23 protein-coding genes are annotated in these 25,313 nt (G+C 65.2%); 6 read left to right on the top strand and 17 right to left on the bottom strand.

The features are described 5' to 3' along the window. Both QQK25_RS18940 and lpdA read left to right on the top strand, forming a co-directional pair. Positions 1-1,025: 2-oxo acid dehydrogenase subunit E2 (locus QQK25_RS18940; protein ID WP_284189349.1), on the top strand; the 1,025-nt coding region annotated here is incomplete at its 5' end. A gap of 88 nt (positions 1,026-1,113) precedes the next feature. After that, on the top strand, positions 1,114-2,904 hold the full coding sequence (gene lpdA, locus QQK25_RS18935; protein WP_284189348.1) for a dihydrolipoyl dehydrogenase: 1,791 nt from the start codon (positions 1,114-1,116) through the stop codon (positions 2,902-2,904). 109 nt (positions 2,905-3,013) lie between these two features. Here the strand turns inward: lpdA and QQK25_RS18930 are convergent, their stop codons facing one another. After that, positions 3,014-3,763, bottom strand: a complete 750-nt coding sequence (locus QQK25_RS18930; protein ID WP_284189347.1) for a hypothetical protein — start codon at positions 3,761-3,763, stop codon at positions 3,014-3,016. A gap of 311 nt (positions 3,764-4,074) precedes the next feature. Between QQK25_RS18930 and QQK25_RS18925 the strand changes: the two genes are divergently transcribed. Both QQK25_RS18925 and QQK25_RS18920 read left to right on the top strand, forming a co-directional pair. Further along, positions 4,075-5,409 carry a sensor domain-containing diguanylate cyclase gene (locus tag QQK25_RS18925; protein WP_284189346.1) on the top strand — a complete coding sequence of 445 codons (1,335 nt, stop codon included), beginning with the start codon at positions 4,075-4,077 and terminating at the stop codon, positions 5,407-5,409. Positions 5,410-5,803: 394 nt separating this feature from the next. Next, positions 5,804-8,644: an ATP-binding protein gene (locus QQK25_RS18920; RefSeq protein ID WP_284189345.1), complete on the top strand. Its 2,841-nt coding sequence runs from the start codon at positions 5,804-5,806 to the stop codon at positions 8,642-8,644. Between the two features lie 126 nt (positions 8,645-8,770). Here QQK25_RS18920 and QQK25_RS18915 read toward each other — a convergent pair whose 3' ends face one another. The 5 genes from QQK25_RS18915 to QQK25_RS18895 all read right to left on the bottom strand — a co-directional run bounded on the left by QQK25_RS18915 (position 8,771) and on the right by QQK25_RS18895 (position 13,990). After that, positions 8,771-10,966: an OsmC domain/YcaO domain-containing protein gene (locus QQK25_RS18915; protein WP_284189344.1), complete on the bottom strand. Its 2,196-nt coding sequence runs from the start codon at positions 10,964-10,966 to the stop codon at positions 8,771-8,773. A 170-nt stretch (positions 10,967-11,136) separates the two neighbouring features. Continuing rightward, positions 11,137-11,622 (bottom strand): GNAT family N-acetyltransferase, encoded by a 486-nt coding sequence (locus tag QQK25_RS18910; RefSeq protein ID WP_284189343.1) that lies wholly within the window; start codon positions 11,620-11,622, stop codon positions 11,137-11,139. Positions 11,623-11,742: 120 nt separating this feature from the next. Next, positions 11,743-12,339: a DUF6988 family protein gene (locus QQK25_RS18905; RefSeq protein ID WP_284189342.1), complete on the bottom strand. Its 597-nt coding sequence runs from the start codon at positions 12,337-12,339 to the stop codon at positions 11,743-11,745. Positions 12,340-12,482: 143 nt separating this feature from the next. Next, on the bottom strand, positions 12,483-13,076 hold the full coding sequence (locus tag QQK25_RS18900) for an HD domain-containing protein (protein ID WP_284189341.1): 594 nt from the start codon (positions 13,074-13,076) through the stop codon (positions 12,483-12,485). Positions 13,077-13,525: 449 nt separating this feature from the next. Continuing rightward, the gene (locus QQK25_RS18895; RefSeq protein ID WP_284189340.1) at positions 13,526-13,990 is read right to left on the bottom strand and encodes a GDP-mannose mannosyl hydrolase; all 465 of its coding nucleotides are present in this window, start codon (positions 13,988-13,990) and stop codon (positions 13,526-13,528) included. Between the two features lie 260 nt (positions 13,991-14,250). Here QQK25_RS18895 and QQK25_RS18890 point away from each other — a divergent pair, with 260 nt between their 5' ends. After that, positions 14,251-14,568: a chorismate mutase gene (locus QQK25_RS18890; RefSeq protein WP_284189339.1), complete on the top strand. Its 318-nt coding sequence runs from the start codon at positions 14,251-14,253 to the stop codon at positions 14,566-14,568. Between the two features lie 19 nt (positions 14,569-14,587). After that, positions 14,588-15,481, top strand: a complete 894-nt coding sequence (locus QQK25_RS18885; RefSeq protein ID WP_284189338.1) for a DMT family transporter — start codon at positions 14,588-14,590, stop codon at positions 15,479-15,481. A gap of 421 nt (positions 15,482-15,902) precedes the next feature. Here the strand turns inward: QQK25_RS18885 and QQK25_RS18880 are convergent, their stop codons facing one another. From QQK25_RS18880 to QQK25_RS18830, 11 genes are all read right to left on the bottom strand, one after another. Then, on the bottom strand, positions 15,903-16,226 hold the full coding sequence (locus QQK25_RS18880) for a hypothetical protein (RefSeq protein ID WP_284189337.1): 324 nt from the start codon (positions 16,224-16,226) through the stop codon (positions 15,903-15,905). Between the two features lie 35 nt (positions 16,227-16,261). Further along, positions 16,262-18,001, bottom strand: a complete 1,740-nt coding sequence (locus tag QQK25_RS18875; protein ID WP_284189336.1) for a DUF3373 family protein — start codon at positions 17,999-18,001, stop codon at positions 16,262-16,264. 30 nt (positions 18,002-18,031) lie between these two features. Beyond that, positions 18,032-18,622 (bottom strand): cytochrome b/b6 domain-containing protein, encoded by a 591-nt coding sequence (locus QQK25_RS18870; protein ID WP_284189335.1) that lies wholly within the window; start codon positions 18,620-18,622, stop codon positions 18,032-18,034. Positions 18,623-18,637: 15 nt separating this feature from the next. Beyond that, positions 18,638-20,245, bottom strand: coding sequence for a tetrathionate reductase family octaheme c-type cytochrome (locus QQK25_RS18865; protein WP_284189334.1), 1,608 nt, complete (start codon positions 20,243-20,245; stop codon positions 18,638-18,640). A 296-nt stretch (positions 20,246-20,541) separates the two neighbouring features. Next, positions 20,542-21,417, bottom strand: a complete 876-nt coding sequence (locus QQK25_RS18860; protein ID WP_284189333.1) for an alpha/beta fold hydrolase — start codon at positions 21,415-21,417, stop codon at positions 20,542-20,544. Positions 21,418-21,606: 189 nt separating this feature from the next. Continuing rightward, positions 21,607-22,146 (bottom strand): hypothetical protein, encoded by a 540-nt coding sequence (locus QQK25_RS18855; protein WP_284189332.1) that lies wholly within the window; start codon positions 22,144-22,146, stop codon positions 21,607-21,609. 55 nt (positions 22,147-22,201) lie between these two features. Continuing rightward, positions 22,202-22,579 carry a hypothetical protein gene (locus tag QQK25_RS18850; RefSeq protein ID WP_284189331.1) on the bottom strand — a complete coding sequence of 126 codons (378 nt, stop codon included), beginning with the start codon at positions 22,577-22,579 and terminating at the stop codon, positions 22,202-22,204. A gap of 4 nt (positions 22,580-22,583) precedes the next feature. After that, positions 22,584-23,357, bottom strand: a complete 774-nt coding sequence (locus tag QQK25_RS18845) for a competence/damage-inducible protein A (RefSeq protein WP_284189330.1) — start codon at positions 23,355-23,357, stop codon at positions 22,584-22,586. Positions 23,358-23,359: 2 nt separating this feature from the next. Then, complete coding sequence (locus QQK25_RS18840; protein ID WP_284189329.1) at positions 23,360-24,103, bottom strand: EI24 domain-containing protein; 744 nt, start codon at positions 24,101-24,103, stop codon at positions 23,360-23,362. A 72-nt stretch (positions 24,104-24,175) separates the two neighbouring features. Continuing rightward, the gene (locus tag QQK25_RS18835) at positions 24,176-24,898 is read right to left on the bottom strand and encodes an N-acetylmuramoyl-L-alanine amidase (protein ID WP_284189328.1); all 723 of its coding nucleotides are present in this window, start codon (positions 24,896-24,898) and stop codon (positions 24,176-24,178) included. Then, the coding region (locus QQK25_RS18830; RefSeq protein ID WP_284189327.1) for a hypothetical protein at positions 24,898-25,313 on the bottom strand (416 nt) is incomplete at its 5' end. The genes QQK25_RS18830 and QQK25_RS18835, both read right to left, overlap by 1 nt.

The following is a 25,313-nucleotide window of genomic DNA, read 5'->3' as shown; positions in this document are numbered from 1 at the left end:
CCCCGCTCGCCGATGGCGCTCCGGCTGCCGTGGCCCCGGTGGTTGCCGCCGCGCCGGCCGCTGCCGCCGCGCCGTCTGCCGTCACCCTCGGCGGCAAGGTGCACGCCAGCCCGTCGGTGCGTGCCTTTGCCCGCGAACTGGGCGTCGATCTCGCCCAGGTCAAGGCCACCGGCCCGAAGAACCGCATCATCCAGGCCGACGTCACCGCCTTCGTGAAGGGCGCCATGAGCACCGGCGTCGTTCCGGGCAAGACCGTCGCCGCTGCCGCTGCCGTGGGCAGCCTGGGTGGCGGGCTCGACCTGCTGCCGTGGCCGAAGGTGGACTTCTCCAAGTTCGGCGAAGTCGAGGTCAAGCCCCTGTCGCGCATCAAGAAGATCTCCGGCCAGAACCTGGCCCGCAACTGGGCGATGATCCCGGCCGTCACGTATCACGAAGACGCCGACATCACCGATCTGGAAGCCTTCCGCGTCCAGATGAACAAGGAGTACGACAAGTCCGGCAAGAAGCTCACCATGCTCGCCTTCATCATCAAGGCTTCGGTGCGCGCCCTGCAGGAGTTCCCCGAGTTCAACACCAGTCTCGACGGCGACAACCTGGTCTACAAGAAGTACTTCAACATCGCCTTCGCGGCCGACACCCCCAACGGCCTCGTCGTGCCGGTGGTGAAGGATGCCGACAAGAAGAGCGTGTTCGAGATCGCCGCCGAAACCGGTAGCCTCGCCAAGCTCGCCCGTGACGGCAAGCTGAAGCCGGCCGACATGTCCGGCGCGTGCTTCACCATCTCCAGCCTTGGCGGCATCGGCGGCACCTACTTCGCGCCGATCGTCAATGCGCCGGAAGTGGCCATCCTCGGCGTCAACAAGTCGGTGATGAAGCCGGTGTGGGACGGCAAGCAGTTCGTGCCGCGCCTGACCCTGCCCATGTCGCTGACCGCCGATCACCGCGTGATCGACGGCGCGCTGGCCACCCGCTTCAACGTGTACCTCGCCCAACTGCTGGCCGACTTCCGTCGGGTCATGCTCTGAAATCGGTGAGGAGTGAGGGGTGAGGAGCCAGGCGTAAAGCCTTCGCCTCCCCCGCACTTTTCACACTACGCCCAAAGAGGTGATCAAGATGAGTCAATTAGTGGAAGTCAAAGTACCCGACATCGGCGATTTTTCCGACGTGCCGGTGATCGAGCTGTTCGTGAAGGTCGGCGACACCATCAAGGTGGACGACGCCATCGCCACGCTCGAATCCGACAAGGCGACGATGGACGTGCCGTCCAGCGCCGCCGGCGTCATCAAGGAAGTGAAGGTTGCGCTGGGTGACCGGGTTGGCGAAGGCAAGGTGCTGATCGTCGTCGAAACCGAAGGCGCGGGCGCCAGCCCCGCTCCGGCCACTGCGGCCGCCCCGGCTGCAGCCCCTGCCGCGGCACCGGTAGCCGCGCCAGCCGCTGCCAGCCACGGTGGCGCGGCCGATGTCGAGTACGACATGGTCGTGCTGGGCGCGGGCCCCGGTGGCTACTCCGCCGCCTTCCGCGCCGCCGACCTCGGCCTGAAGACGGCCATCATCGAGCGCTACGCCACCCTCGGTGGCGTGTGCCTCAACGTGGGCTGCATCCCGTCCAAGGCCCTGCTGCACGTAGCTGCAGTCATCGAGGAGGCCGAACACGCCTCCGTCGCCGGCGTCAGCTTCGCCAAGCCGTCCGTCGATGTGGACGCCCTGCGCGCCCACAAGGAGAAGGTGGTCGGCAAGCTCACCGGTGGCCTGGCCGGCATGGCCAAGGGCCGCAAGGTGGACATCATCCGCGGCTACGGCCACTTCCTCGACCCGAACCACATCGAAGTCGAGGAAACCACCGGCACCAGCCAGGACAAGACCGGCGCCAAGAAGGTCGTCAAGTTCAAGCAGTGCATCATCGCCGCTGGTAGCGCCGCGGTGCATCTGCCCTTCATCCCCCGTGACCCGCGCATCGTCGATTCCACCGGCGCGCTGGAGCTCCGCTTCGTGCCCGGCAAGCTGCTGGTCATCGGCGGCGGCATCATCGGTCTCGAGATGGCCACCGTCTATTCCACCCTCGGCGCCCGCGTCGATGTGGTCGAGATGATGGACGGCCTGATGCAAGGGCCGGACCGCGACGCCGTGAAGGTGTGGGAGAAGCAGAACGCCAGCCGCTTCGACAAGATCATGCTGAAGACCAAGACGGTCGCCGTGGATGCCAAGGAAGACGGCCTCTACGTCACCTTCGAAGGAGTGGACGCAACTTCGGGCGCCCCGACCGAGCCGGTCAAGTACGACATGATCCTGCAGTCGGCGGGCCGCGCGCCCAACGGCAAGAAGATCGGCGCCGAGAAGGCGGGCGTGATCGTCACCGATCGCGGCTTCATCCCGGTCGATGCCCAGATGCGCACCAACGTGCCCAACATCTTCGCCATCGGCGACGTGGTCGGCCAGCCGATGCTCGCCCACAAGGCGGTGCATGAGGCGCACGTGGCGGCCGAAGTCGCGGCAGGCCACAAGGCGGCCTTCGACGCCACCGTGATCCCGGGCGTGGCCTACACCCATCCCGAGGTGGCGTGGGTCGGCTACACCGAAGCCCAGGCCAAGGCCGAAGGCAAGAAGGTGGAAACCGCCAAGTTCCCGTGGGCCGCCAGCGGCCGCGCGATCGCCAACGGTGCCGACTACGGCTTCACCAAGCTGATCTTCGACGCCGAGACGCACCGCGTGATCGGCGGCACCATTGTCGGCCCGTCGGCCGGCGACATGATCGGCGAAGTGTGCCTGGCCATCGAGATGGGCGCGGATGCCGTGGATATCGGCAAGACCATCCACCCGCACCCCACCCTCGGCGAAACCGTCGGCATGGCGGCCGAAGTTGCCCACGGCAGCTGCACCGACGTGCCCCCGGCGCGCAAGAAGTAAAACCGTACAGATCCCTGTTGCAACGATGCTTGGCGGCCTTCGGGCCGCTTTTTTTTTTGCGCGTCGCCGCCCGCCGTCCGCTGCGCTTCACGGATCGGCGGTGGCGCCCTCAGAAGGCAAAGTGACGGGTGACGTGTTCCCGCACCGGGTCTGGCAGCCGGCCGGCGTAGGCATTCAGTGCCGGAGTCCGCCCCTTGTTCTCCTTCTCCTTGGCGATCTTCGCCATCAGCTCGTCGCGCAAGGCCTTGTTGAGCCCGGTCACCGTCAGCAGCTGCTCGATCGCCACGTCGCTGCCGATGTGGCTGTAGTCGATCAGCGATTTCCGGGCAAAGTAGGCAATCGCCGACTGGGCCACATCCTTCACGCCGTTCGAGGCGAAGTTATAGGTCCACAGGCAGTAGTCGATCCGCACCACCACTTGTGAATCCTCCACGCCGTCGTGGGCGGGCTGACCATCCATCGCCACCATGTAGAGGCTGGTGTTGGTGCTCGCGCCGCTGCCGGCGCCGAGCAGCGTGTTGAGCGCCACCGTTGCCAGCGACGAAACGGCATTGCGCCAGTTTTCCGCCGCGTTCTGCAGCAAGCCGTTGATGGCGTTGGTGATACCCGCCGCCGGCCCCTGGGCCGTGGCCACCCGCGTCTCGCCGTACTCGTAGAGCATCAGCCCGGGCGGCACCTGGTTGTTGGAATGCTGCGCATCCTGTCGTGCCAGGTTCATCCGGGTCTCGACCTCCGCCATCAGCTCCCGCTTCTTGGCCTCGGCGAGGGTCGACAGCATCTCCAGCGACGCCTTGAGCTCCTTGGCGGTCGCGTCCTGCTGCTCTTCGAGCTTCTTTACCGCGTCATTGACAGCACCCATGTCTCTCTCCTTGGGGAAGTGTGAAACGACATGCATGTGCCCGCCGGGCCGACAAAGCGCCGGCGCGAGCGATCACGACGCCGGCAAGCCACTTCCGGATATCATCAGGAAATTCCGACTGGGTAGACACATACCATTGCGGTATAGACGCCGGGCTTTACGGGGTCCATGCGGTTAAGCCCATTATGGGTCAAGCCCGGATCACGCCGGCCGAATTCCCCGTCTCGGCGCGAAACCGGGCAGCGCCCGATGCCGATCCCGGGCGGAGCGTGTATCTTTGAACGACCGATCCAAACAAGCAGAGAACGTCGATGAGCACCGAAGCGGCCCTTCCTCTCCCCCAGACCGCCTTCATCCTCGACCGCGGCGAACCCGATCGCGGCTCGGCGCTGGACGGACTGCTCAATCACCTCCTGAACGGTGTCGTCTACGGTCGCATGGAGTACCGCGACGGCCAGCCTCACGACTTTCGCAACCTCTACACCAACGCCGCCTTCCACCGCCTGACCGGCCTGCCCGACGTCGTCGGCCGTTTCATCAGCGAGGTCATACCCGGCATCCAGGCGTCCGATCCCCAGCTCCTCGACATCCTGGGTCGCGTGGCGCGCGGGGGCAAGCCCGAAACCTTCGTCACCCACCTGAAGGCCCTCGACGAATGGTTCTCGGTGTCGGTGTATTGCCCCAAGCTGGATCACTTCGTTGCCTTCTTCGATGTCATCACCGAGCGCAAGAAGGCCGAGATGGCCCTCGAAGAGCGCGCCAGGCAGCTCCAGTTCGTGCTCGAAGGCTCCGAGCTGGGCTTCTGGGACTGGGACATCGTCACCGGCAAGGTCGAGCGCAACCCCCAGTGGGGGCTCATCCTGGGCTACACCTTCGAAGAACTCCAGGCCACCGCCCAGCAGTGGTCCGACTTCGTCCATCCCGACGACCGGGAGCGCGCCTGGGCCTCGGTCTTCGACGCCGTCGAGGGGCGCACCACGGCCCACAAGCTCGAATACCGCATGCTTCACAAGGACGGGAGCATCCGCTGGATCCTCGACCAGGCCAAGGTGATGCAGCGCGACGAAAACGGCAAGGCCACCCGCATGTGCGGCACCCACACCGACATCACCGAACGCAAGCTCCTCGAAGAAGAACTCCGCCGCCAGGCCCACGTGGATTACCTCACCGGCGTGTACAACCGCCGGCATTTCATGGAGCGCGCCGAGCACGAGCTGCACCGCGCCCACCGCTACGGCGGCCCCCTGTCGATGCTCATGCTCGACGTGGACCACTTCAAGCTCATCAACGACCGCTACGGCCACAAGGTGGGCGACATCGTGCTCAAGGCCGTCGCCGACCTGTGCCACGCCACCTTCCGCGACGTGGACATCCTTGGCCGCCTGGGTGGCGAGGAGTTTGCCGTGCTGCTCCCCGAAACCGACCAGCACTTCGCCATCGAAGCCGCCGAACGCCTGCGCGAGACCATCACCAACGCCCGCATCCCCCTCGCCGGCGGGCCGCCGGTCACCTTCAGCGTGTCGATTGGCGTATCAAGCCTGAGCGCCCCTGACGACAACATCGACGTGCTCTTGAGTCTCGCCGACAAGGCCCTCTACGCTGCCAAGGAGAGCGGGCGCAACCGGGTGTGCGGCGCGAGCGGCTGACGTCGCCGGCCAGGACGTACCCAAGGTCCGTTGCCTGCCCGTCCTGAGCGCGACTGGAAATGCCGGTGAAGATGGAAGAGCCGCGCGTAATCGGCACCAGCGACAGATGGCGCCACACCGCGCCATCACAGGACGCCGCACCGACGCGTGCGGCCCCAAGAAAATGACATCGCTCTCCTGTCGCCCCGCCTCGCGGCGCTCAAGACCACGATGCCAATCCGGTTTTCTGGACTTGGCTGGAGGATGCGCTTAGAGTGGGCTTGCAAGCTCTTGATCACAAAACAGGAACGGCTTTTTCCAAAAACCCGGGCACTCCAGAGTCGATAGCGGTTTGCATGCAGCTGGGTTCCCACGACTCGGGGAGGAGTGGAAGCAATCTCGATTGACCGCGGTGATGACGCCGCACTGTGTTGTCCGTTTCTGGCTCCGCCGGCATCTTGCCCAGCCCCTGCGTGCGCTCACGGCGGGGGTGATCCTGCAGCTGGTGTCCGGCACCGCCTTGGCCGCCCCGCCGCTGCACGCAGTTCCCGCGCCCACCCCGTCAGCCCCGCAACCGCGCGCAGCGCACAAGTCCGTGCTCATCCTGTCGGGCTCCCAATACGGTCTCCCGGTCATGGACACGCTCACCGCCGGGGCGGTAAGCAGCCTGAAAGACCGGGGCATCAGCGTCAATCGCATCTATGTCGAGCACCTCGACCTCGTACGCAACGGTGATCCCCACTGGCCTGAGACATTGGCCGGCGTGCTGCGCGACAAGCTCGCCGGGGCCGACATCGGCCTCGTGATGGTGCAGAACCAGGGGGCGCTCGAATTTCTGGCCCAGGACGGTTACGGCATCGTCCCGCCCGACGTCCCGGTGCTGGCCACCCTGATCTCCAACCCGGCCGTAGCATGGCGCGGCCCGCCGCCCCCGATGCTGAACATCATCCGGCGCTGGGATATCGCCGGGACGATCCACCACGGGCTCAAGCTCTTTCCGCAAACACGACGGGTGGTGGTGGTCACCGGGGCCGACAGCGAGCAGCCCTTTTTCATCGCCCAGGCGAACGCCGCGCTCAAGGCCGCATCCGGCAAGCTGGAGGTCGAGGAAACCTCTGCGCTCTCCTACGCCGAGATGCTCCAGCGCATCTCGGCGCTCCCGCCCGACACGCTCGTGCTGCTGGGGCTCTATTACAAGGATCGCACGGGGCGCAACTTCATCCCGGCCGAGGTTGCCGCCGACGTTGCCCGACGCGCCAACGCGCCCGTGCTGGCGCTATACGATGCCCACATCCGCGAGGGGCTCACGGGTGGTTCGGTGGTGGTCACCACGACGGTTGCCCGACAGGCAGGCGAACTCAGCGCCGACCTGCTCACCGGAACCCGCCGGGTCGACGCGATCAACGCGGACGCCATCGTTGCGCCGCGGCCAATGTTCGACTGGGCGCAACTGCAGCGCTGGGGGGCCGACCCCGCGGCGCTCCCCGCAGACACGCTGTTCCTCAATCGTCCGAGAACGCTGTGGAGCGAATACCGGAGCGCCGTCATCACCGCTTCGGCCGCCATTGCCGTGCTGTCCGCCCTGACCATTGCGCTGGCGATCCAGAATCACCGGCGCAAGCGGGCCGAAGAAGCCACCGCGACGCTCAACGAAAGGCTCGAAGAGCTGGTCGCCAGCCGCTCGGCCGAGCTTGCCGCCCGCTCCGCCGAACTGCAGACGATCTTCGACTCCGCCAGCTCCGGCATCGCCCTCGTCACCGACCGCACCATCGTCCGCGGCAACCGCCGGATGCACGAGATGTTCGGCTGGCCCGTGGGCGAGATGATCGGAAAATCCACCGCCATCCTGTATCCCGACGAAGAGACCTTCCAGACCACCGGACAGGCCGCCTACGCGCAGATCTGGCGTGGCGAACTGCATTGCCGCGAGCAGGAATGCGTCCGCCGCGACGGCACCCGCATCTGGGTACGCATCACCGGCAGCGCCGTCGACCCGAGCGACCCCGCCAAGGGCCTGGTGTCGGTCATCGACGACATCACCCAGGAACGCGAAACCCTGGCCGAGATGGCGCGGGCGCGATCCCTCGCCGAAGCCGCAAACGTCGCCAAGAGCGCCTTCCTGGCCAACATGAGCCACGAGATCCGCACGCCCCTCAACGCCATCATCGGGCTCACCCACCTGCTGAGAAAACGCGCGCTCGACACCGAGTCCACCGAAAAGCTGGAACGCGTCCATGCCGCCGGCAAGCACCTGCTCCACCTCATCAACGACATCCTCGACTTCTCGAAGATCGAGTCCGGCAAGCTGGTGATCGTGCGCGAACCCATGAACGTGGGCGTCACCCCCAGCAACGTGGTGTCCATCCTCTCCGAAAGCGCCACCGCCAAGGGGATCGTGCTGCGCACCGAATCCGACCCGCTCCCCCGGGCGCTACGCGGCGATACGATGCGCATCACCCAGGCGCTGCTCAACCTGGCCGGAAACGCCATCAAGTTCACGCCTGCGGGCAGTGTCACGATCCGCACCCTGAAAGAAGAAGAATGCGAATCGCAGATCAAGCTGCGCTTTGAAGTCGTCGATACCGGCATCGGCATCGACGAGGAAACGCTATCAAAGCTGTTCGCCCCCTTCGAGCAGGGCGATTCGTCCATGTCGAAGCGTTTTGGCGGCACGGGCCTTGGCCTTGCCATCACCCGCAAGCTCGCCGAACTGATGGGCGGCGAGGCCGGCGCCACCAGCACCCCGGGCAAGGGCAGCACCTTCTGGTTCACGGCGGTCTTCGACAAGGTCGAGGACGACGAGCCCATCCAGATGGAACAACGGAGCAAGGACGCCAGCCACGAGATCGCCACCCAATTTGCCGGTGCCCGTGTGCTGCTCGTCGAAGACGACGAGATCAATCAGATCGTCGCCCAGGAGAACCTCACCGACGCCGGCCTTGTGGCCGACATTGCCAGCGACGGCCTCGAAGCTCTTGCACGCATCCGGCAGGCGTCTCCCGGCCAGTACGCCCTGGTCCTGATGGACATGCAGATGCCCCACATGGACGGCCTGGAGGCAACCCGCGAGATCCGCAAACTCCCCCAAGCGGCCACGCTCCCGATCATCGCCATGACGGCCAACGCCTTCAACGAAGACCGCGAACGCTGCTTCGCTGCCGGCATGAACGACTTCATCACCAAACCCGTCGAACCCGATCAGATGTTCGCAACCCTTCTCCTGTGGTTGCAACGCGGAACGACAGAGGGGCATTAGCCGGTCCTGAACACCCCGCCTCTTCCTTCCCCGGCGCTGGCGCCATGCCTTGCGCGCCAGAAGTACGATCGACGGTCTGGAGCGGTTCAGCCCGACCTTGCAGCGTGATCCGCAGCTCCGGTCTCGCTACGCCGCCAGCCGGGCCCGGGCCGTGTGCAGCTTCCGGTAGCTGTCGATCAGGCGCTGGTGTCGGTCGAGGCCTTCCAGTTTCAGGCTCGTGGGCGTGAGGCCAAAGAAGCGCACGCTGCCGTCCACCGACCCCATCGCCGCATCCATCCGCGGGTCGCCGAACATCCGGCGGAAATTGGCCTCGTAATCGTCCAGCTCCAGCTCGTCGTCCAGCACCACCTCCAGCACAACGTTCACGGCCTGATAGAACAACCCGCGCTCGACCGTGTTCTCGTTGTATTGCAGGAAGGCCTCCACCTGCTCCTTCGCCGCTTCAAACTGCTGCAGGGCGAGATTGATCAGCAGCTTCAACTCCAGAATCGTCAGCTGCCCCCAGACGGTATTCTCGTCAAACTCGATGCCGATCAGGGTGATGATGTCGGTGTAATCGTCGAGCTCGCTGTCTTCGAGGCGTTCAAGCAGCGCCTCCAGCGCGTCGTCGTCGAGGCGATGGAGGTTCAGGATATCGGCGCGGAAGGCCAGCGCCTTGTTGGTGTTATCCCAGATCAGGTCTTCCACCGGGTAGATCTCGGAATAATCCGGCACCAGGATGCGACAGGCCGTTGCGCCGAGTTGGTCATACACGGCCATGTAAACTTCCTTGCCCATCCCTTCGAGAATGCCGAACAAGGCCGCGGCTTCCTCCGCATTCGAGTTCTCGCCCTTGCCGGAGAAATCCCACTCGACAAATTCGTGATCGGCCCGGGCGCTGAAGAAGCGCCACGACACCACGCCGCTGGAGTCGATGAAATGCTCCACGAAATTGTTCGGCTCGGTGACGGCGTTGCTCTCGAAGGTGGGCCGCGGCAGATCGTTCAGGCCCTCAAAACTGCGCCCCTGCAGCAGCTCGGTGAGGCTGCGCTCAAGCGCCACCTCCAGGCTCGGGTGCGCCCCGAACGACGCGAACACGCCGCCCGTGCGGGGGTTCATCAGGGTGACGCACATCACCGGGAACTGCCCGCCCAGCGACGCATCCTTCACCAGCACCGGGAAACCCTGTCTTTCCAGCTCCTCGATGCCGGCCAGAATGCCCGGGTACTTTGCGAGCACCTCGTGCGGCACATCGGGCAGCGCCATCTCGCCTTCCAGAATCTCGCGCTTCACCGCCCGCTCGAAGATTTCCGACAGGCATTGCACCTGCGCTTCGGCCAGCGTATTGCCGGCGCTCATGCCATTGCTGAGGAACAGGTTGTCGATCAGGTTGGACGGGAAATACACCACCTCGCCGTCCGACTGACGCACATAGGGCAGCGAACAGATGCCGCGCTGCGTATTGCCAGAGTTGGTGTCGTACAGATGCGAGCCGCGCAGCTCGCCGTCGGGGTTGTAGATCCGCAGGCAATGCTCGTCGAGGATCTCCTTCGGCAATGCATCCTTGCGACCGGGCTTGAACCAGCGCTCGTCCGGGTAATGCACGAACGGCGCATTGCCGATGTCCTCGCCCCAGAACTGGTCGTTATAGAAATGGTTGCAATTGAGCCGCTCGATATACTCGCCCAGGGCCGACGCCAGCGCGCTTTCCTTGCTTGCGCCCTTGCCATTGGTAAAACACATCGGAGAATGCGCGTCGCGGATATGCAGCGACCACACGTTGGGCACCAGATTGCGCCACGACGCAATTTCGATCTTGATGCCCAGCCCCGCCAGCACCGCCGACATGTTGGCAATGGTCTGCTCCAGCGGCAGATCCTTGCCCACGATATAGGTGCTTGCTTCTGAATCGGGATTCAGCGTCAGCAAGGCCTGCGCATCGGCATCGAGATTCTCCACCTCCTCGATCACGAACTCCGGCCCGGTCTGCACCACCTTTTTGACCGTGCAGCGCTCGATGGAGCGCAGGATTCCCTGGCGGTCCTTCTCGGAAATATCTTCCGGCAATTCCACCTGGATCTTGAAGATCTGCTTGTAGCGATTTTCCGGATCGACAATATTGTTCTGCGACAGGCGGATGTTGTCCGTCGGAATATCGCGCGTATTGCAATACAGCTTCACGAAGTAAGCCGCACACAGTGCCGACGACGCCAGAAAATAATCAAACGGCCCCGGCGCCGAACCATCACCCTTATATCGGATGGGCTGATCGGCCACCACCGTAAAATCATCGAACTTGGCTTCCAGACGAAGCTTGTCGAGAAAATTGACCTTAATTTCCATAGGGGAATCCTGACGCGGCGCTCAAAACAAATTGGCCGCCATTATCACCGGTTTTGCACCGCGAAACGCGGGTTTCTCGGCACGGCACAGCGCCCGCAGCGGACCCGACTCATCGTGCAGTTCAACACGAGATGTCGGGTTACGCTGCACCAACCCGACCCACTCGAACTTCAGACACTCACTCGCAAGCTCATGTACTGCGCGCCTTCTCCGTAGGTGTCCATGCACCCCGCCTCTGCGTCGGCCACCGAAGTCGATCGGAAACCGTGACGTTCCCAATACGTGCTCGACTGATTGACCGCGGTCAGGCAGCCAAACCGCGCCTGTGACAGCCTGAGCGTATGGAAATACGCTGCGACGAGCGCAGCCGCCGCGCCAGAACCTCGCGCCCTCGGGAGCACGGCCAGGTCGTGCAGGTACAACGCATTGGCTGCCGGTGGCGGCACATAGGTTGGCTCATTCAGGGATGGCGGACGGCCCTCCTCGGCCGGTATCGCCACAAGATAGCCAACCGAAACGCCAGCCACGGTGGCAATGAAGCATGTGGCCGGGGAGGCCTCCAGCTTGACAAGAAACGATTCGCGCGATTCCAGCTTCGCTGCGTCGTAGCAACACGATTGAATTTCGAGCACCGCGGCCAGGTCTTCGGCGCGCATGGCGCGTATCTCGGTCGTTTTCCCCATCATGCTTCCTTGTCTTGATTTTTTGGCCTTATTTCGAAAATCACCGGAGAGCGCAGCTTGTTGCGTGAGTCCGAGATTGATCCGGGTTAGACGTCACGCCTCAACCCGCTTCTTGAAAGCCTCAAGAGTTCGTACCGCCAACTCCTCATCATTCGCCAGTCGTGCGACGCCGATCACGGCCAGTGAAGCAATGCTCTCAGCGAACTTCAGCACCTCAAGAGCTTCATCCCGGGAGTAGTTCGCTTCGATTCCGTCTTCGGTATTCCAGCGCTGCACATGGAGCCCACCAGTATGTGTATAGGCGCACATCGATTTCCACGTCTGTTGTTTGATCTGCGACAGAACCTTTTCGTTGAATGATTCGACCACTTCCAACTCAGCCAACAGACAATCGACTTTAGGGGGTTCTTTTCCTCGAAGAAATCCATCAACGATCACATCGCTCGCGCATAGCGACAGCCACTCGCCGCGGATATACGCTTCGAATTCGATTCGTAGGAGAGCAAAGGACGAAGCGAAAAGTTGCTTTTCAACAAGTAGAACGATTGCATGGTGGTGATCCTGCGCGATTGCGAAACACGAACCTGCTGCACGCGTGCGACTGGTGTCCGGCAGGCCAAGCTCGTGAACGGACTGCCGCAACTGCTCAACGTAACTACCTGCACGTTCAAGTTCGTCGGTGGTCAGCATAAGTTCTAACTTTGTTTTAGGAGGACAGATTCGACGCAATACTTCAGCATGCGTCCAGCGCTGGGTGTCCGCCGTGAGCAGGCACGGCCGACGTCAGGCATTGGCCAGGCGCGCGCCCTCGACCGGCCCAATCCAAGCGCCTCTCACCCCTGCCCCGATCCCTTGCAGTAATGCGCCTCGGCCATCCCCAGCGCCGCTTTCCACAGTGCGGGTGCGCCGCGTTCGATGGGGGGCTGGCAGCGGGCGGTGATCTGCTCCAGGGTCACGTCGCATTCGACCCAGGTGCCGCCGTCGGTGGCGGCGTTGTGCAGCATGGGCTGGAAGCGGTCGAGGGCTTTGGCGAATCTGGCGTCGTCGCTCTCGGCGGCTTCGAACTCGAACCACAGTTCGCGGAATTCGGCCGCCTGGGCGTCGGGCAGCAGACCGAAGAGGCGTTCGGCGGCGAGGCGTTCGCGCTCGTCCTGCCCCGCATGGGTTGCCGGCATGTGGAAAGGAACATCCCCGGCGTCGATCTCGACGATGTCGTGGATCAGCAGCATCTTCACGACGCGCTGCACATCCACCGTTCCGGCGGCATGCTCGGCCAGCACCAGGGCGTACATCGCCAGATGCCATGAATGCTCGGCGCTGTTCTCGCGGCGCGAGCGATCGATCAGCGGCGACAGGCGCACGATGCTCTTGAGCCGGTCGATTTCCTTGAGGAAGGCCAGCTGCCTTTCGAGGGTGGACGGGGTCACTTTGCTGCGTTCTCTCTGGGATGGGGGATGGCAAAGTCTAGCAGACCCGCCCTGCCAACCTCGCCGCCGGGACTTCGGACGGCACAGCCGGGCTGCCGGCAATGGCGCCAACCCTTCGCGCAGCACTGCGAGAAGCATGTGCACGCCTGCGAGAACCAATCTCAGGGCTGCGAGAAGGATTCGCACGCCTGCGAGAGGCAATCGCACGCCTGCGTGAAGCAATCGCAGCGCTGCGAGAAGCATGTGCACCGCTGCGAGAAGCATTCGCACGGCTGCGAGAGCCAATCGCATGGCTGCGAGAAGGATTCACCACCCTGTAGGTCGGACTTCAGTCCGACAGAATCCTGCTCCGCTCTTGTCGGACTGAAGTCCGACCTACAGGGTTGGGCGTGTCAGTAATTTTTGTTCGAGGCGGTTGGGCGTATCGGGGTTGCCTGTTGCGCAGGGGCTCAGCCCAGCAGCGGCAGGTAATCCCGCGTGTAGCGATGCACGTCGGCGCTCGCCGTGGCTTCGGCGATCGGCCACCAGCGCAGGGCCGCGTGCTGCTCGTCGATGCCCTGCACGTCAAAGTCGGCGGGAACATCGATGCGGTGGGCGAGCACCACGTAGTGGGTGGTCACGCCGATGTCGCCGGCAAAGCAATCCGGGTAGAAGTGTTCGAAGGGGCCGAGGAAGGACGGCGCCAGCGCGTGGATGTCGTCGATGCCCAGCTCGCGGCGGGCCACCCGCGTGAGGGCGTCGGCGCGCTTTTCGTCCTTGAGGATGCGCCCGCCGGGCACGAACCAGCTTCCCTGCGCCGGGCGGTTGGTGCGCAGCCCCAGCAGGATCTCGCACCCGCCGCGCACCAGCACCAGATCCACCGACACCAGGGGCAGCGCCCCCACCAGTTCGACAAAACGTTGCTGCGATTCCACCTGTTGCACTCCGGGCCTTGCCGCGGCAGGCCGGCGGCCCGCTTGACGCGGTGCGCCATCCGCCCCCAATATAACCGGATGCAATTCACATCCGCCACTTACGCCCTGATTTGCCGCCGTGCCCTGCGTGCATGGCGCGCCGTCGTGCGTCCGTGGCCCGGAATGGACTAAAACCTCTCCATTCCCCGATTTCTCCGAAAGGCCGCGGTTCTCACAGACCGCGGCCTTTGTGTTTTTTACGCCCCTGAAAGGAGCCTGCCATGTCGTATCCCGTCTTCACCTCCCTCGCCGATGTGCGCCTGCGTATCGACGCCATCGACCGCCAGCTGGTCGCCCTGATCGCCGAGCGCGGCGCCTGCGTGGCCCAGGCCGCCGGTTTCAAGCGCAGCGATGCCGAAGTCGCCGCACCCGATCGCGTGGCCCAGGTGCTTGCGCGGGTGAATGGGCTGGCCGTGGAGCTGGGTGCCGACCCGCAGGTGGTCGAGGCCACCTGGCGCGCCATGATCGGCGCCTTCATCGAGCTGGAGCGTGCCGCCCGCGCCGGCATCCACCCGCCCTCGCCCCAACATCCCGATTGATCCCGCAGGAGTCACACCCATGTCTGTTCCATTCGCTTACGCTTCGATCATCCTCATCTGGTCCACCACCCCGCTGGCTGTCCGCTGGAGCACCGAAGGCACCGGTTTTGCCTTTGCCGTGCTCGCCCGCATGCTGATCGGGGTTGTCGTTGCCACCCTCCTCCTGCGCCTCGGGCGCCATCCGATTCCCCTTCACGCCCGCGCCCGCCGCGCTTATCTGGTAGGCGGGCTCGGCCTGTTCGGCACCATGGCGCTCACCTATTGGGGCGCCCGTCATGTGGGCTCCGGGCTGATCTCGGTGCTGTTCGGCCTGTCGCCGCTGGTGGCCGGCCTGTTTGCCACCCGCTGGCTGGGCGAACGCAATCTCACGCCCCTCAAGATTGGCGGGATGCTGCTGAGCGCCGCCGGGCTGGCGCTGATCTTTCTGCACGACGGCGCGAGCGCAGGCAGCAACGAGGCCGCCGGCGTCTGTGCGCTGCTGGGCGCGGTGCTTGCGTCTTCCGCCAGTCTGGTGGGGATGAAGCGCATCGGCGACGACAGCCCGCCGCTGGCCACCACCATCGGCTCGATCATCGTGGCGCTGCCGCTGTTTGCGCTGTTGTGGCTCGCCACCGACGGCACCCTGCCCCACGACGTGCCCCTGCGCGCCGGCGGCGCCATCGCCTATCTGGGCGTGTTCGGCTCGGCGGTGGGCTTTGCCCTGTACTTCTACGTGGTGCGCCACCTGGAGGCGTCGAAGGTGGCGCTCATCACCCTCATCACCCCGGTGCTGGCGCTGATGCTGGGCCATTGGCTCAACGGCGAGGTGATCGGCCCGAGGGTGGCCGCAGGAACGGGCTTGATCCTCGCCGGGCTGGCGATGCATCAGCACACCGCGTGGCGGGTGATCCAGCGGCTGCGGGTGCGGGCTTAGGGGTGTGGGGATGTCGGACTGAAGTCCGACCTACAGGGGGCCTGGGCGCGGAGCCGGTCCTCGCCGGGCCGGCGATGCATCAGCACACCGCGTGGCGGGTGATCCAGCGGCTGCGGGTGCGGGCTTAGGGGCGTGGGGATGTCGGACTGAAGTCCGACCTACAGGGGGCCTGGGCGCGGAGCCGACCCTCGCCGGGCCGGCGATGCACCAGCACACCGCGTGGCGGGTGATCCAGCGGCTGCGGGTGCGGGCTTAGGGGGGTGGGGTTGTCGGACTGAAGTCCGACCTACAGGGGGCCTGGGCGCGGAGCCGGTCCTCGCCGGGCCGGCGATGCCCCGGCTCTCCGCGGGCGGTGCACGAAAACGGGGCGGTTCCGCTCAGGGAGCCGCCCCGATGTGCCCGACAGCGGGCGGGATGGGCTTCAGCAGCCGGCAGTCTTCTTGAACGACTTGCTCTCGTTCTTGCCGCCGGCGTTGTCGTACTTGGCGCGGATCTCGTCGCCTTCGACGATGCGTTTGTCCTTGAACTTGTCGAGGGTGAGATCGTCGTTGATGTTGATGGTGACGCTGTCACCGGACTTGTTGTCCTTGAGGATGGCGACGGCCGACTTGCCGTCGGCGGCCAGCTTGATCTTGGTGATGACACCGACCATCTTCACGTCCTCGGCCGCAGCCGGGGTGCTGAAGGAGGCGGCCGAAATCACGACGGCCACGGAGAGCATCAGGTTGGAGATGAGCTTGCGCATGGTTGGGTTCCTTTAATCAGCGGGGCTTCGTGCCCTCAGAATTTCACTTCGAAGGTGGCGTAGGCGTTGTAGGCGTTGTCGAGCGGCGTGGTGGTCATCATCTGGCCGTTCACGTCGGAGATCTTCACGGGGGCGCCAACCCAGTTGTTGCTGCCGGTGTACTGGAAGTCGTAGTACTGGAAGCCAAGGCGGACGAAGCTCTTGGCCAGATGGGACGAGATCGGCCGGCTGTTGAGTTCCTGGATCAGGTAGAGCTCATAGACGTTGCCGCGGGTGCCCACCTTGGATGTCCACATGTCGGTGGCCGCCGGGGCAAAGGTGATCCAGTTCTTGGAGCCGTGGTTGTACTCAAAACCGAGCTTGGTCTTGGAGGGCAGGTCGTAACGCACGCCCAGGGCAATGGCGGTGCCGGTCTTGTCGCGGGCGGCCTCGGGGCTGAAGAAGCCACCGGTGAGCAGCCCCTGGAAGCCGAACTGCGCCGAGACATTGTCGTTCGGGTGGGTGATGCTCATGCCCAGGTCGGCGAAGTAGTTGAGATCGCCCACGCCCACCTGCTTGATGGTGCCCATGGCGCCCATGCCATACCAGTCGATGTCACCCAGGTTGACCTTGGGCATGGTGTTGCCGAAGTAGGTGTCCTGCATCTTGGGGGCGTCGAAGATCTTGAAGCCCCGGTTCCATTGCAGCCACACCCGCAGGGGGTCGGTGTCGATGGGGATCAGGGCCACGCCGAGCATGTCGGTATCCTGCAGCGAGTTGCCGGGGGTGGACCGGAAGCCGCTTTCAAAGCCGCGGCCGTAGCAGATCTTGCCGTAGGCGCCGGGCAGGCCGTCGATGTCGGGCGCCCAGCCGACGGTCATGCCGTCGAAGGCGTAATCCACCAGCAGCGAGGGCGTGCCGCCGTTGCCGGGGCGCGGGGCGTTGAGGCGCAGGTTGCTCGGGGCACCGTGGGTGGACGGGCGACGGCCCACCGAGAACCAGATGTCCTGATCGGCGATGTTGCTGACGGTGGCAAAGGCCCGATCGACGTTGAGATAGCTGCTCGACGGGATGTGGCCGAGGGTACCGTCGAAGACACCGACGCGATCGGCGAAATACGGGGCCGATCCGCCGTTGGTCACGGCATCGTCGTCGCCGGCGCCGAAGGTCTTGTACATCACCAGCCGTGCATTGACGGTCACGTCCTGGGTGGCCTTGGCGACGAGATCGAGACCGAAGCGGTTGGTGTAGAGGGTGTCGTTGCGGGGCTTGTAGGCGGGTACCGAGACACCGAAGCTGCCCAGCGCACCCATCATCCCGGCGTTGGCGCCCATGAAGCTCTGGGCCTGCTGGTAGGTGCGCACGCCGGACATGTCGGAGGCAAACCGCATCAGCCCCGCCAGCGCGGCGCCATTGGCGGGCGTGGGGTTGGCGAAGAAGTTGGCCTGGAGCTGGGCCTGGGCGTTGGCGAAGGTGGCGCTCACATCGGTGAAGGGCTTGGTCTCGCCCCACAGGCTATCGACGCGGAACTGGTAGTCGCCGCCGATGGTGAGCCAGCGCTCGGAGGATTTGTCCTCAGCCTTGACCACCTTCTCCTTCAGCTCTTCAGTGGCCTGGCGGTTGGCGGTGGTGGCGGCGTTGTTGGCTTCCACCTGGCCCTTCAGGCGGGTGAGTTCCTGGGAGAGGGCTTCGATCCGCTTGAGCAGTTCGGCGTTGGTTTCGGCCTGGGCCTGGAAGGGCAGGAACAGCCCTGCCACCAGGACGCCGATCAAGGTTCTGACATGACGGGTTTGCATGACAACTCCCTGTAAGCTGCGTTGTTTGAATCAGTGATCGTCGTCCCAGCCGGTGACCATCGCCCGGAAGTGGGCCATTGGCGTGTGGCCGGTGGTGCCGAGGTAGATGTGCCCGATCAGGAAGGCCAGCATCAGGAAAGCGCCCACCGTGTGCACGGTGGCGATCGTCCCGAGGTCGACGCGGAAACCTGCGGCGCCCAGCTCGTTGTAGAAGAGATAGGCCAGCCCCGAGAGCCAGATCAGCGGCGTCACCACCATGGTCACGCCCAGGTAGGTCTGGGCCTGCATGGGGTTGTGCTTGCGCTCGCGGGTCGGCTTGAAGGGGTGAGGCTCGCCCTTGAAGATCCCCACCGCATAGAAGCGGACGATCTTGTCGATGTTCTTCATCGTGGGGATGTATTGCCGCCACTCGCCGGTGGTGAGGTGCCAGAACATGGCAAACACCCACAGCCCGATGAAGGCCCACACGGAGGTGGTGTGCACCCGGTGGGCCTGCTCGAAACCGAGCAGGTGATAGCTGCCGTGGATCTCGAAGCCGGTGATCAGCATGCCGATGATGAGCACCGCCTGAATCCAGTGCCACAGGCGCTCGAAGCGGGTGAAGATATAGACGCGTCCCATGATCCCGTCTCCCGGTCAGTGCTTGCGATTGACGAAGCGGATGAGGCCATGCACCAGCACGCCGGCAAGGAGCGCCGCCGCAGCCAGCCAACCCACCGTATCGACGATGCGGTTGCCACCCCGGCCAGGGATGTAGATGCCCTCGATCTTCTCGAGGCGTCCGCCGCGGGCGTGACATTCGGTGCAGGCCAGGGCCTTCTCCTTGGGGGCGACCATGTGGGTGATCGGCCACATCGCCACCGTCTCGATGAAATCCACCTTGCCCGAGTAGGGCTTGCCCACCGTGGCCATGCCCGCGGTGATGGCCTTCTGCCAGTCCATGTTCTTCCAGTAGGCGGTGTCGTCCTCGCCGGCCAGATGGGCCACCACGAGGGAACGATTGACCGGATCGAAAGGCTGCTTTCCGCGGAACACCTTGACCGGCCAGATCATCGACTTGCCATCGTCCGGCCCGCCTTCAAAGGTGTTGATGGCGATCGGCTGGCGGCTCTTGTCGATGTCGTCACCGAGCAGGGTGTATTTCACCGAGCCGTTGAACCACATGTACTCGGGGCGGACGTTCTCTTCGAGCACGAAATCGCCCTTGATGCCGTTGTAGGTGATGTGGCCGTCGTCGTTGGTGATGACCAGCGGCTTGCCCTTGGCGTCGCGCTTGCCGGCGGTGGACCAGTCCCAGGACATCTTGGTGGGCATGTCGCCCCGGGCGAAGGCAGGGATGTGACAGGTCTGGCAGGCCACCTTGTCGGTGTGGTCGTTGAGCTTGGCCATGCCGTGGGGCGCCTGGCCGTGGCAGGCCTGGCAGGTGGCCGGATTGCTGCTGTCGGCCTTGCCGCGCATGTGGGCGCCACCCTTGTCCATGGCGGTGGGCGCATAGCGGCTGCCGGGCACCTGGTGGCCGTCGGTCTTGTGGCAGGTGGCACAGGTGAAGTTGTTGCCCTCGGCGTCCATGTGCACGTCGAGCGCCTTGTCGGGCTGCTCAAGGGAGCTGTCCAGATCGCCGTGCTTCACCGCGTCGCCGCCGCCGCCATAAAAATGGCACGCGCCGCAGGTTTCACGACGGGTCTTGCCGACCTTCTGGGCGATGGCCTGCAGATCGATGCCGCGGATGATCTTGCCTGAGCCAGGGGGAAACTCGGTGTCCTTGGTCACCGGGTTGCCGGCAAAGCCGGAGGGCTTCTTGTATTTGCCGGTGGCGTCGTGGCACACCAGACAATCGACGTTCTCCTGGGAGGCGAAGTCGAACTTGCTGCCGTCCTCCATCCCGTAGCCGATGTGGCAACTGGCACAGGCCTTGTAGTTGGACGAAACCGAGGTGCAGAAATTGTTGATCACATGCCGCTTGCCGAGCGTCTGCCCGGTGCCGGGATTCACGTATTCCCACTTCCAGTGCTGGGTCTGGTGAACCTGCTTGGCGGCCTCCGTGTGACACGTCAGGCAGGCCTTGGTGACTTCCGGGCCAGACTGGAACGGTCGCTGGAGTTCCTTGAACTTGCTGTGATCCGCCGTGGACTTGAGCAGCGCCGCAGTGGCCGCCCCCGCCTTCTGATCGGCCGCCGCATGGGCAGTCCCTCCCATCAGCGTAGCCATCGACAGCGCGAATAAAAGTTGCTTGAGCACTTGCATACGCCCCCCTCTTGCGAATCAACCGACTGAAGTGGTGCACGGCAAAACAGCACAAGTGAAATCTAAGAACTTTCTAATATTCGAATATTGATATTCATCAATACCCACGATGAGATCACGGTTAAAACACACGTTGCCGGCAACGATGTTGCGGCGCCTTGCTGCCGGGCCGGTTTTTGCCGCGACCAGACATCCCGGAGCGTGGTGGATTTCACCGAAGCAAAAGCGCTCACCCCGAACGACAAAAGGCCGCGCACCGGGCGCGGCCTTTCATCTGCCAGAAAGACGGAAAAGGGTCAGTGGGCCAGAAAATCCACCACCATCCGGTTGAACTTGTCCGCGTGCTCCCACTGGGCCCAGTGCCCACAACGATTGAAGATGTGCAGCTCGGCGTTGGGCATGCCCCACAGCAGGCGCAGGCCCACGTCCATGGGCACGAAGCGGTCGTCGCGGCCCCAGATGACCAGCGTCGGGGCGCTGATCTCGCCCAGGCGCGGGCCGTAGTCGGGGAACTGCTTGGGGTTGGCGGCCAGGCTCTTGACGAAGTTCTCCAGGTGATCCTTGCGGGCCATCATGTTGTCGAGGCGGGCCTGGTACAGGGCGTCGGTGAGGCTGCTGGTGTCGAACACGAACACCGCCATCATCTTCTTGAGGTTCTCGATGGTCGGGTCGCGGTACAGCCCCTGCAGCAGCTTGATGCCTTCGGTGGGCATCGGCACGAACTGGCTGGGGCCACCGGTGCCGCCGCCCATCAGCACGAGCTTGCCGACGCGGCCGGGGTTGAACAGCGCAAACGCCACGGCGCTGTGGCCGCCCATGGAGTTGCCGATGATGTGCACCTTGTCGAGGCCCAGCGCATCGAGCAGGCCCTTGAGGCAGCGGGCGTTGAGCTCGGAGCGGGAACCGGCGCACACGATCGGGTCGCTCTTGCTCCAGCCCGGGCAGTCCATCAGGATCACCCGGTAGCCGGCAGCAACCAGCGGCTCGATGTTGCGGTTGAAGTTGGCCCAGCCGCTGGCGCCAGGGCCGGAGCCGTGGAGCATCACCACCGTCTCGGCGCCGCTGCCGCAGTCGTTGTAGTGCAGTTGCAGGTCGAGGTCGCCCTCCGTGATGCGGACGAACTTGCTGGTTTCGGCTTCGGTCAGGGCGGGGGTGGGCGCGGCGGTCGTCATCCTGTTTCCTTTCGGCGTGACGCAGGCCGGCGGCGGGGCCGGTCGCGACTTATTGTTGTGTTGTGGAGTCGGGGGCCGGCGCGCCGCGATGGACACGGCACGCGGCCCGGCCGGGCAGTACAGCACAGGCGGGCGTGCCGATGCATCCCGGGCGGGCGAAATGTCCACTGCTTGCACAACCAAAGGCGGTCAGCCCTCGTCGGGCAGCATCTCGTAGAAGTTCTTGCCGATGGTGTCAATGTGGCGCACCCCGAGCTCGTCGGCGATCTCCTGGCACATCTCGAAGGCCAGCACCAGCTGGGCGCGAGAGGTGGCGTTGCGCAGGTGGTCGCGCACCGGCTGGTCGCCGTGGCGCAGGCTCTGCTCCATGGTGTTGAGCAGGTACAGCCGCGCGAGAGCCAGGGATCGCCGTTGGCGCGGGGCGTTGGCCGGGCGCTCGGGCACCGGCGCCGGCCGGCTGCGCGCATCCATCTGCGCCGAGGCGCGGCTCGCCACCGCCGCCACCGGCCGCGGGCCGCCCACGCGGATCACGAAGCCTTCGTCGTGGAGTGTTTCAAGCGCCTGGCGCACGTCGCCCAGGCCGGCGGCAGCGTCGATCAGCTCGGCCACGCTGCGCCGGCCGTCCACGAGGATCAGCATTGTTCGAAGGCGCGGCGGAACCCGTCTTGTGCGGGTTGCGATCTCCTCCACCCCGGCCACGGTCTTGGCCAGAATCCAGTCGTTGCCCATTGCGCGCCCTCGTGCTGCTTTCTGATACGGGACGCGATCATAAGGATTGAAAACTTCAGTGTCGTGACACCCGCCTATGACGGAAGCTCGCAGGCGCGTGGGCAAACACCACCGAGAAGACGAGGATCAGCCAGAACAGCGCCGGGCGCGCGGCTTCATCCACCACGAAAATACCGATCAGCACGAACTTGACCAGCAGCGAGAGGCCGGCAAACTCCTTGAGCCACAGGGCGTTGGACCACGCGTCCAGCGCCGCCATCGCCACGCCCGAGGCGACCATCAGGATCAGGAAACCATGGGTCTGCGCGGTGGCCCCCGCCATCAGCCCGGCCCCCACGCCCACCACGCCGGCCAGGTGCGCGGCGCGCAGCAGCACGCCCAGCCAGCGCCGGCCGGGAAAGTCGCGGTAGGTGGATGAAGAGCCGGCGCTCATGGCGTCACAGGTCGGCGCGCGGTTCCCACGCGTAGCCGCGCCGGGTGAGTTCGTCGGTGATGCGGGCCATCGCCGTCTCGACGCTCGCCAGCGGGCCTTTCATGCCCAGCTCGATGTGACGCGGCACGCCATCGCCGCCCACGCTGGGCAAGCTGAACAGGGTGGCGTCGGGAAAATCGGCGGTGATGGCTTCCATCAGGTCGATGAGCTTGCCCTCCAGCGCCTCCCAGGCGATCACCGAGCGCTCGACGTAATCCGCCTTGTGGTGCAGATGCGCCAGGCGCTGGTCGAGCACCCATTCGATCATCGGCCAGGCCATGACCGGAAAGCCGGGCACGAAGTAATGGTTGGCGATCGAGAAGCCGGGGATTCGGTTGTAGGGGTTGGGGATGATCTCGGCACCCAGCGGATACACGCCCATCTGCAGGCGCTGGGGCGTGGTCTCGTCGCCAAAGCGGGCGCGGATCTCGGCCTCGGCCTCGGGGTGCAGCGCCAGCGGCACACCCAGCGCCTCGGCGGCGGCCTGGCGGGTGTGGTCGTCGGGGGTGGCGCCGATGCCGCCGAAGCTGAACACGATGTCGCCGCCGGCGAAGCTCTCCTTCAGCGTCTGCACCAGCCGCGGGCGCTCGTCGCCCACGTGGCGCGACGACGCCAGCCGCAGCCCGCGGGCCTTGAGCAGCTCGACTACCTTGCCAAAGTGCTTGTCCTCGCGGCGACCGGAGAGGATCTCGTCGCCGATAATGATTGCGCCGAAAGCCGGCGTGGAATCCGCAGCCATGGTCAGTTCACCTCGATGATGTTTTCGCGGCTGCGCGCCACGCGCAGCGCCGACAGCAGGTAATGCACGAAGGCCAGCCCCGAAAGCGCCGGCGCAAACAGGTTGATGAGCGGCAGGTGGGCCATCGCCGCACCGACGAGGCCAACGCCAAACAGCCCGCTGGAGTGCTGGGCCGGCAGGGCTTTCATCTCGTGGGTGTCGGCGTGGGCCATCAGCGCGTCGTAGCGGAAGGCGCGCTGGTTGAGCCACGCGGTGAGGATCAGCGAGATCAGCAGGCCAGCGCCGGGGATCAGCCACAGGGGCAGGCTCAGCACCAGTAGCACGAGAAACTGGATGACCGAGGTGAGCGCGTTCCAGACGCTGCCCACCTGGCTGCCGCCGCTGCGGCGGGCGATGTCGGCGTAGTCGCTGACAGCCACCTTCTCGAGCATCAGCGGCAGCGCCACCGCCGCCACCAGAAAGGCCGCGGTCACGTAGATCATCGGCAGCGCCAGCACCACCAGCCCGATCTTGAACATCAGCAGCGCCACCAGCATCGCGCCTTCGGACGAGGCCAGCCAGCTACCCACCAGCGGCATCGCGGTGATGAGGCCGCTGCCCAGCGCCACCAGCGAACCCCAGCTCGTCACCAGCAGGCCCGTCCAGATGATGCTGGCGGCCAGCGTCGGCCACATCAGGTGCCACAGGATGCCCGGCCGGCCCAGGCTGCGGGCGGCGGAGAAGTAGGACAGCAGGATCGTCTTCATCGGTCACGGAATCCGGAAATATAAAGAGGGCACCACGGTGTTACGGAAGTGCCAGGCCCGCATTTTCCCCGATCAACGGGCCGCGGTCACCCCGCAGGCGGCGAGGCCGCGGGCCACCGCGCTGGCGGTGAGAGCGCGGCGCTCCGGCGTGGCCAGCTCGATCGCCTCGGCCGGATGCACGATCACCCCGGCCTCCAGCAGCACCGCGGGCACCGTGGAAGTCTTCAGCACCACCAGGTTGTCGTAGTAATACACGCCGTTGGTTTCATCGGCCCACGGGCGGCCGATGCCGGCGGCCTCGGCGTGATGGGGCGTGGGCTTGAGGCCCGCCGCCCGCAGCGCAGCGCCGATGCTGCTCGCGCAGGCCAGGCTCTCGGCGAGACGCGGGTTCTTGCGTGACACGAAGAGCGAGAAGCCGCGGGCATATTCGGAATAGCGCTGCTCCTTGCCGTCCACCAGCCAGGTCTGCTGGTATTCGGCCTTCACCGAATCGTGATGCACCGACAGGAAGAACTGCCCGCCCGCCGCCTCGGCCTGGGGCGCGCGGGCGTACAGGTCGGCCATCTCGCCCTTGTAACCGATCAGCCGCACCGGCACGCCGTCGGCCTCCAGCCGGGTGGCGATCACCGCCGCGAGGTTCTGGTTGTATTCAAACTCGGTCACCCCGTAGGCGCTGGTGGCGCCGGGCTTCTCGAGGAAGTGGCCGACATCCACCGCCACCGGGCCCGCCGCAACAGCCGCACAGCCCGCCAGCGCGAGGCAGATCGCCAGCACGCTTTCACACATCCTGTTCATCAACGCACTCCGCTGAAACTCAGTTCGCCGTGGGGCGAGTAGTCGAGGCGTTGGGGCGTCCGGGTCGGGTCCACCACCAGCGCGGTATCGCCACCATCGGCGAGCACGCGATCCCCGACCTGGCTCACCCGCACCGTCACCGCCGGAATGCGCGGGTAGTCGGACGTGAGGCGCACCGTGTAACGGTCGACGAACTCGACGGTCACCGACACCCCATTGCGGGAGCCGCCCTTCGAATCCGCCACCACCGCACCGCGATACACCCCGGCGATGCGCGCTGCCGCCCACTCGCCCTCGCCCGCCGACGCACTTTGCGGAGCCGGCGCCGCTGGCGGCACCGCCCGCTGGGACACGCCCCAGAACACCCCACCCGCCAGCACCACCGCCAGCGCGGCCAGCAGCGGCAGCCGCCGGT

It is taken from the genome of Zoogloea oryzae (assembly GCF_030161255.1).
GTDB lineage: Bacteria > Pseudomonadota > Gammaproteobacteria > Burkholderiales > Rhodocyclaceae > Zoogloea > Zoogloea oryzae.
The sequence above is the reverse complement of the archived record's forward strand: the minus strand, read 5'-3'. Positions and strand labels throughout refer to the sequence as shown.

Excerpts from the sequence above, each read along its gene's own strand:
- lpdA (WP_284189348.1), top strand. The coding sequence starts at position 1,114 with ATGAGTCAATTAGTGGAAGTCAAAGTACCCGACATCGGCGATTTTTCC.
- QQK25_RS18930 (WP_284189347.1), bottom strand. The coding sequence starts at position 3,763 with ATGGGTGCTGTCAATGACGCGGTAAAGAAGCTCGAAGAGCAGCAGGAC.
- QQK25_RS18925 (WP_284189346.1), top strand. The coding sequence starts at position 4,075 with ATGAGCACCGAAGCGGCCCTTCCTCTCCCCCAGACCGCCTTCATCCTC.
- QQK25_RS18920 (WP_284189345.1), top strand. The coding sequence starts at position 5,804 with ATGACGCCGCACTGTGTTGTCCGTTTCTGGCTCCGCCGGCATCTTGCC.
- QQK25_RS18915 (WP_284189344.1), bottom strand. The coding sequence starts at position 10,966 with ATGGAAATTAAGGTCAATTTTCTCGACAAGCTTCGTCTGGAAGCCAAG.
- QQK25_RS18910 (WP_284189343.1), bottom strand. The coding sequence starts at position 11,622 with ATGCGCGCCGAAGACCTGGCCGCGGTGCTCGAAATTCAATCGTGTTGC.
- QQK25_RS18905 (WP_284189342.1), bottom strand. The coding sequence starts at position 12,339 with ATGCTGACCACCGACGAACTTGAACGTGCAGGTAGTTACGTTGAGCAG.
- QQK25_RS18890 (WP_284189339.1), top strand. The coding sequence starts at position 14,251 with ATGTCGTATCCCGTCTTCACCTCCCTCGCCGATGTGCGCCTGCGTATC.
- QQK25_RS18885 (WP_284189338.1), top strand. The coding sequence starts at position 14,588 with ATGTCTGTTCCATTCGCTTACGCTTCGATCATCCTCATCTGGTCCACC.
- QQK25_RS18880 (WP_284189337.1), bottom strand. The coding sequence starts at position 16,226 with ATGCGCAAGCTCATCTCCAACCTGATGCTCTCCGTGGCCGTCGTGATT.
- QQK25_RS18875 (WP_284189336.1), bottom strand. The coding sequence starts at position 18,001 with ATGCAAACCCGTCATGTCAGAACCTTGATCGGCGTCCTGGTGGCAGGG.
- QQK25_RS18870 (WP_284189335.1), bottom strand. The coding sequence starts at position 18,622 with ATGGGACGCGTCTATATCTTCACCCGCTTCGAGCGCCTGTGGCACTGG.
- QQK25_RS18865 (WP_284189334.1), bottom strand. The coding sequence starts at position 20,245 with ATGCAAGTGCTCAAGCAACTTTTATTCGCGCTGTCGATGGCTACGCTG.
- QQK25_RS18860 (WP_284189333.1), bottom strand. The coding sequence starts at position 21,417 with ATGACGACCGCCGCGCCCACCCCCGCCCTGACCGAAGCCGAAACCAGC.
- QQK25_RS18855 (WP_284189332.1), bottom strand. The coding sequence starts at position 22,146 with ATGGGCAACGACTGGATTCTGGCCAAGACCGTGGCCGGGGTGGAGGAG.
- QQK25_RS18850 (WP_284189331.1), bottom strand. The coding sequence starts at position 22,579 with ATGAGCGCCGGCTCTTCATCCACCTACCGCGACTTTCCCGGCCGGCGC.
- QQK25_RS18845 (WP_284189330.1), bottom strand. The coding sequence starts at position 23,357 with ATGGCTGCGGATTCCACGCCGGCTTTCGGCGCAATCATTATCGGCGAC.
- QQK25_RS18840 (WP_284189329.1), bottom strand. The coding sequence starts at position 24,103 with ATGAAGACGATCCTGCTGTCCTACTTCTCCGCCGCCCGCAGCCTGGGC.
- QQK25_RS18835 (WP_284189328.1), bottom strand. The coding sequence starts at position 24,898 with ATGAACAGGATGTGTGAAAGCGTGCTGGCGATCTGCCTCGCGCTGGCG.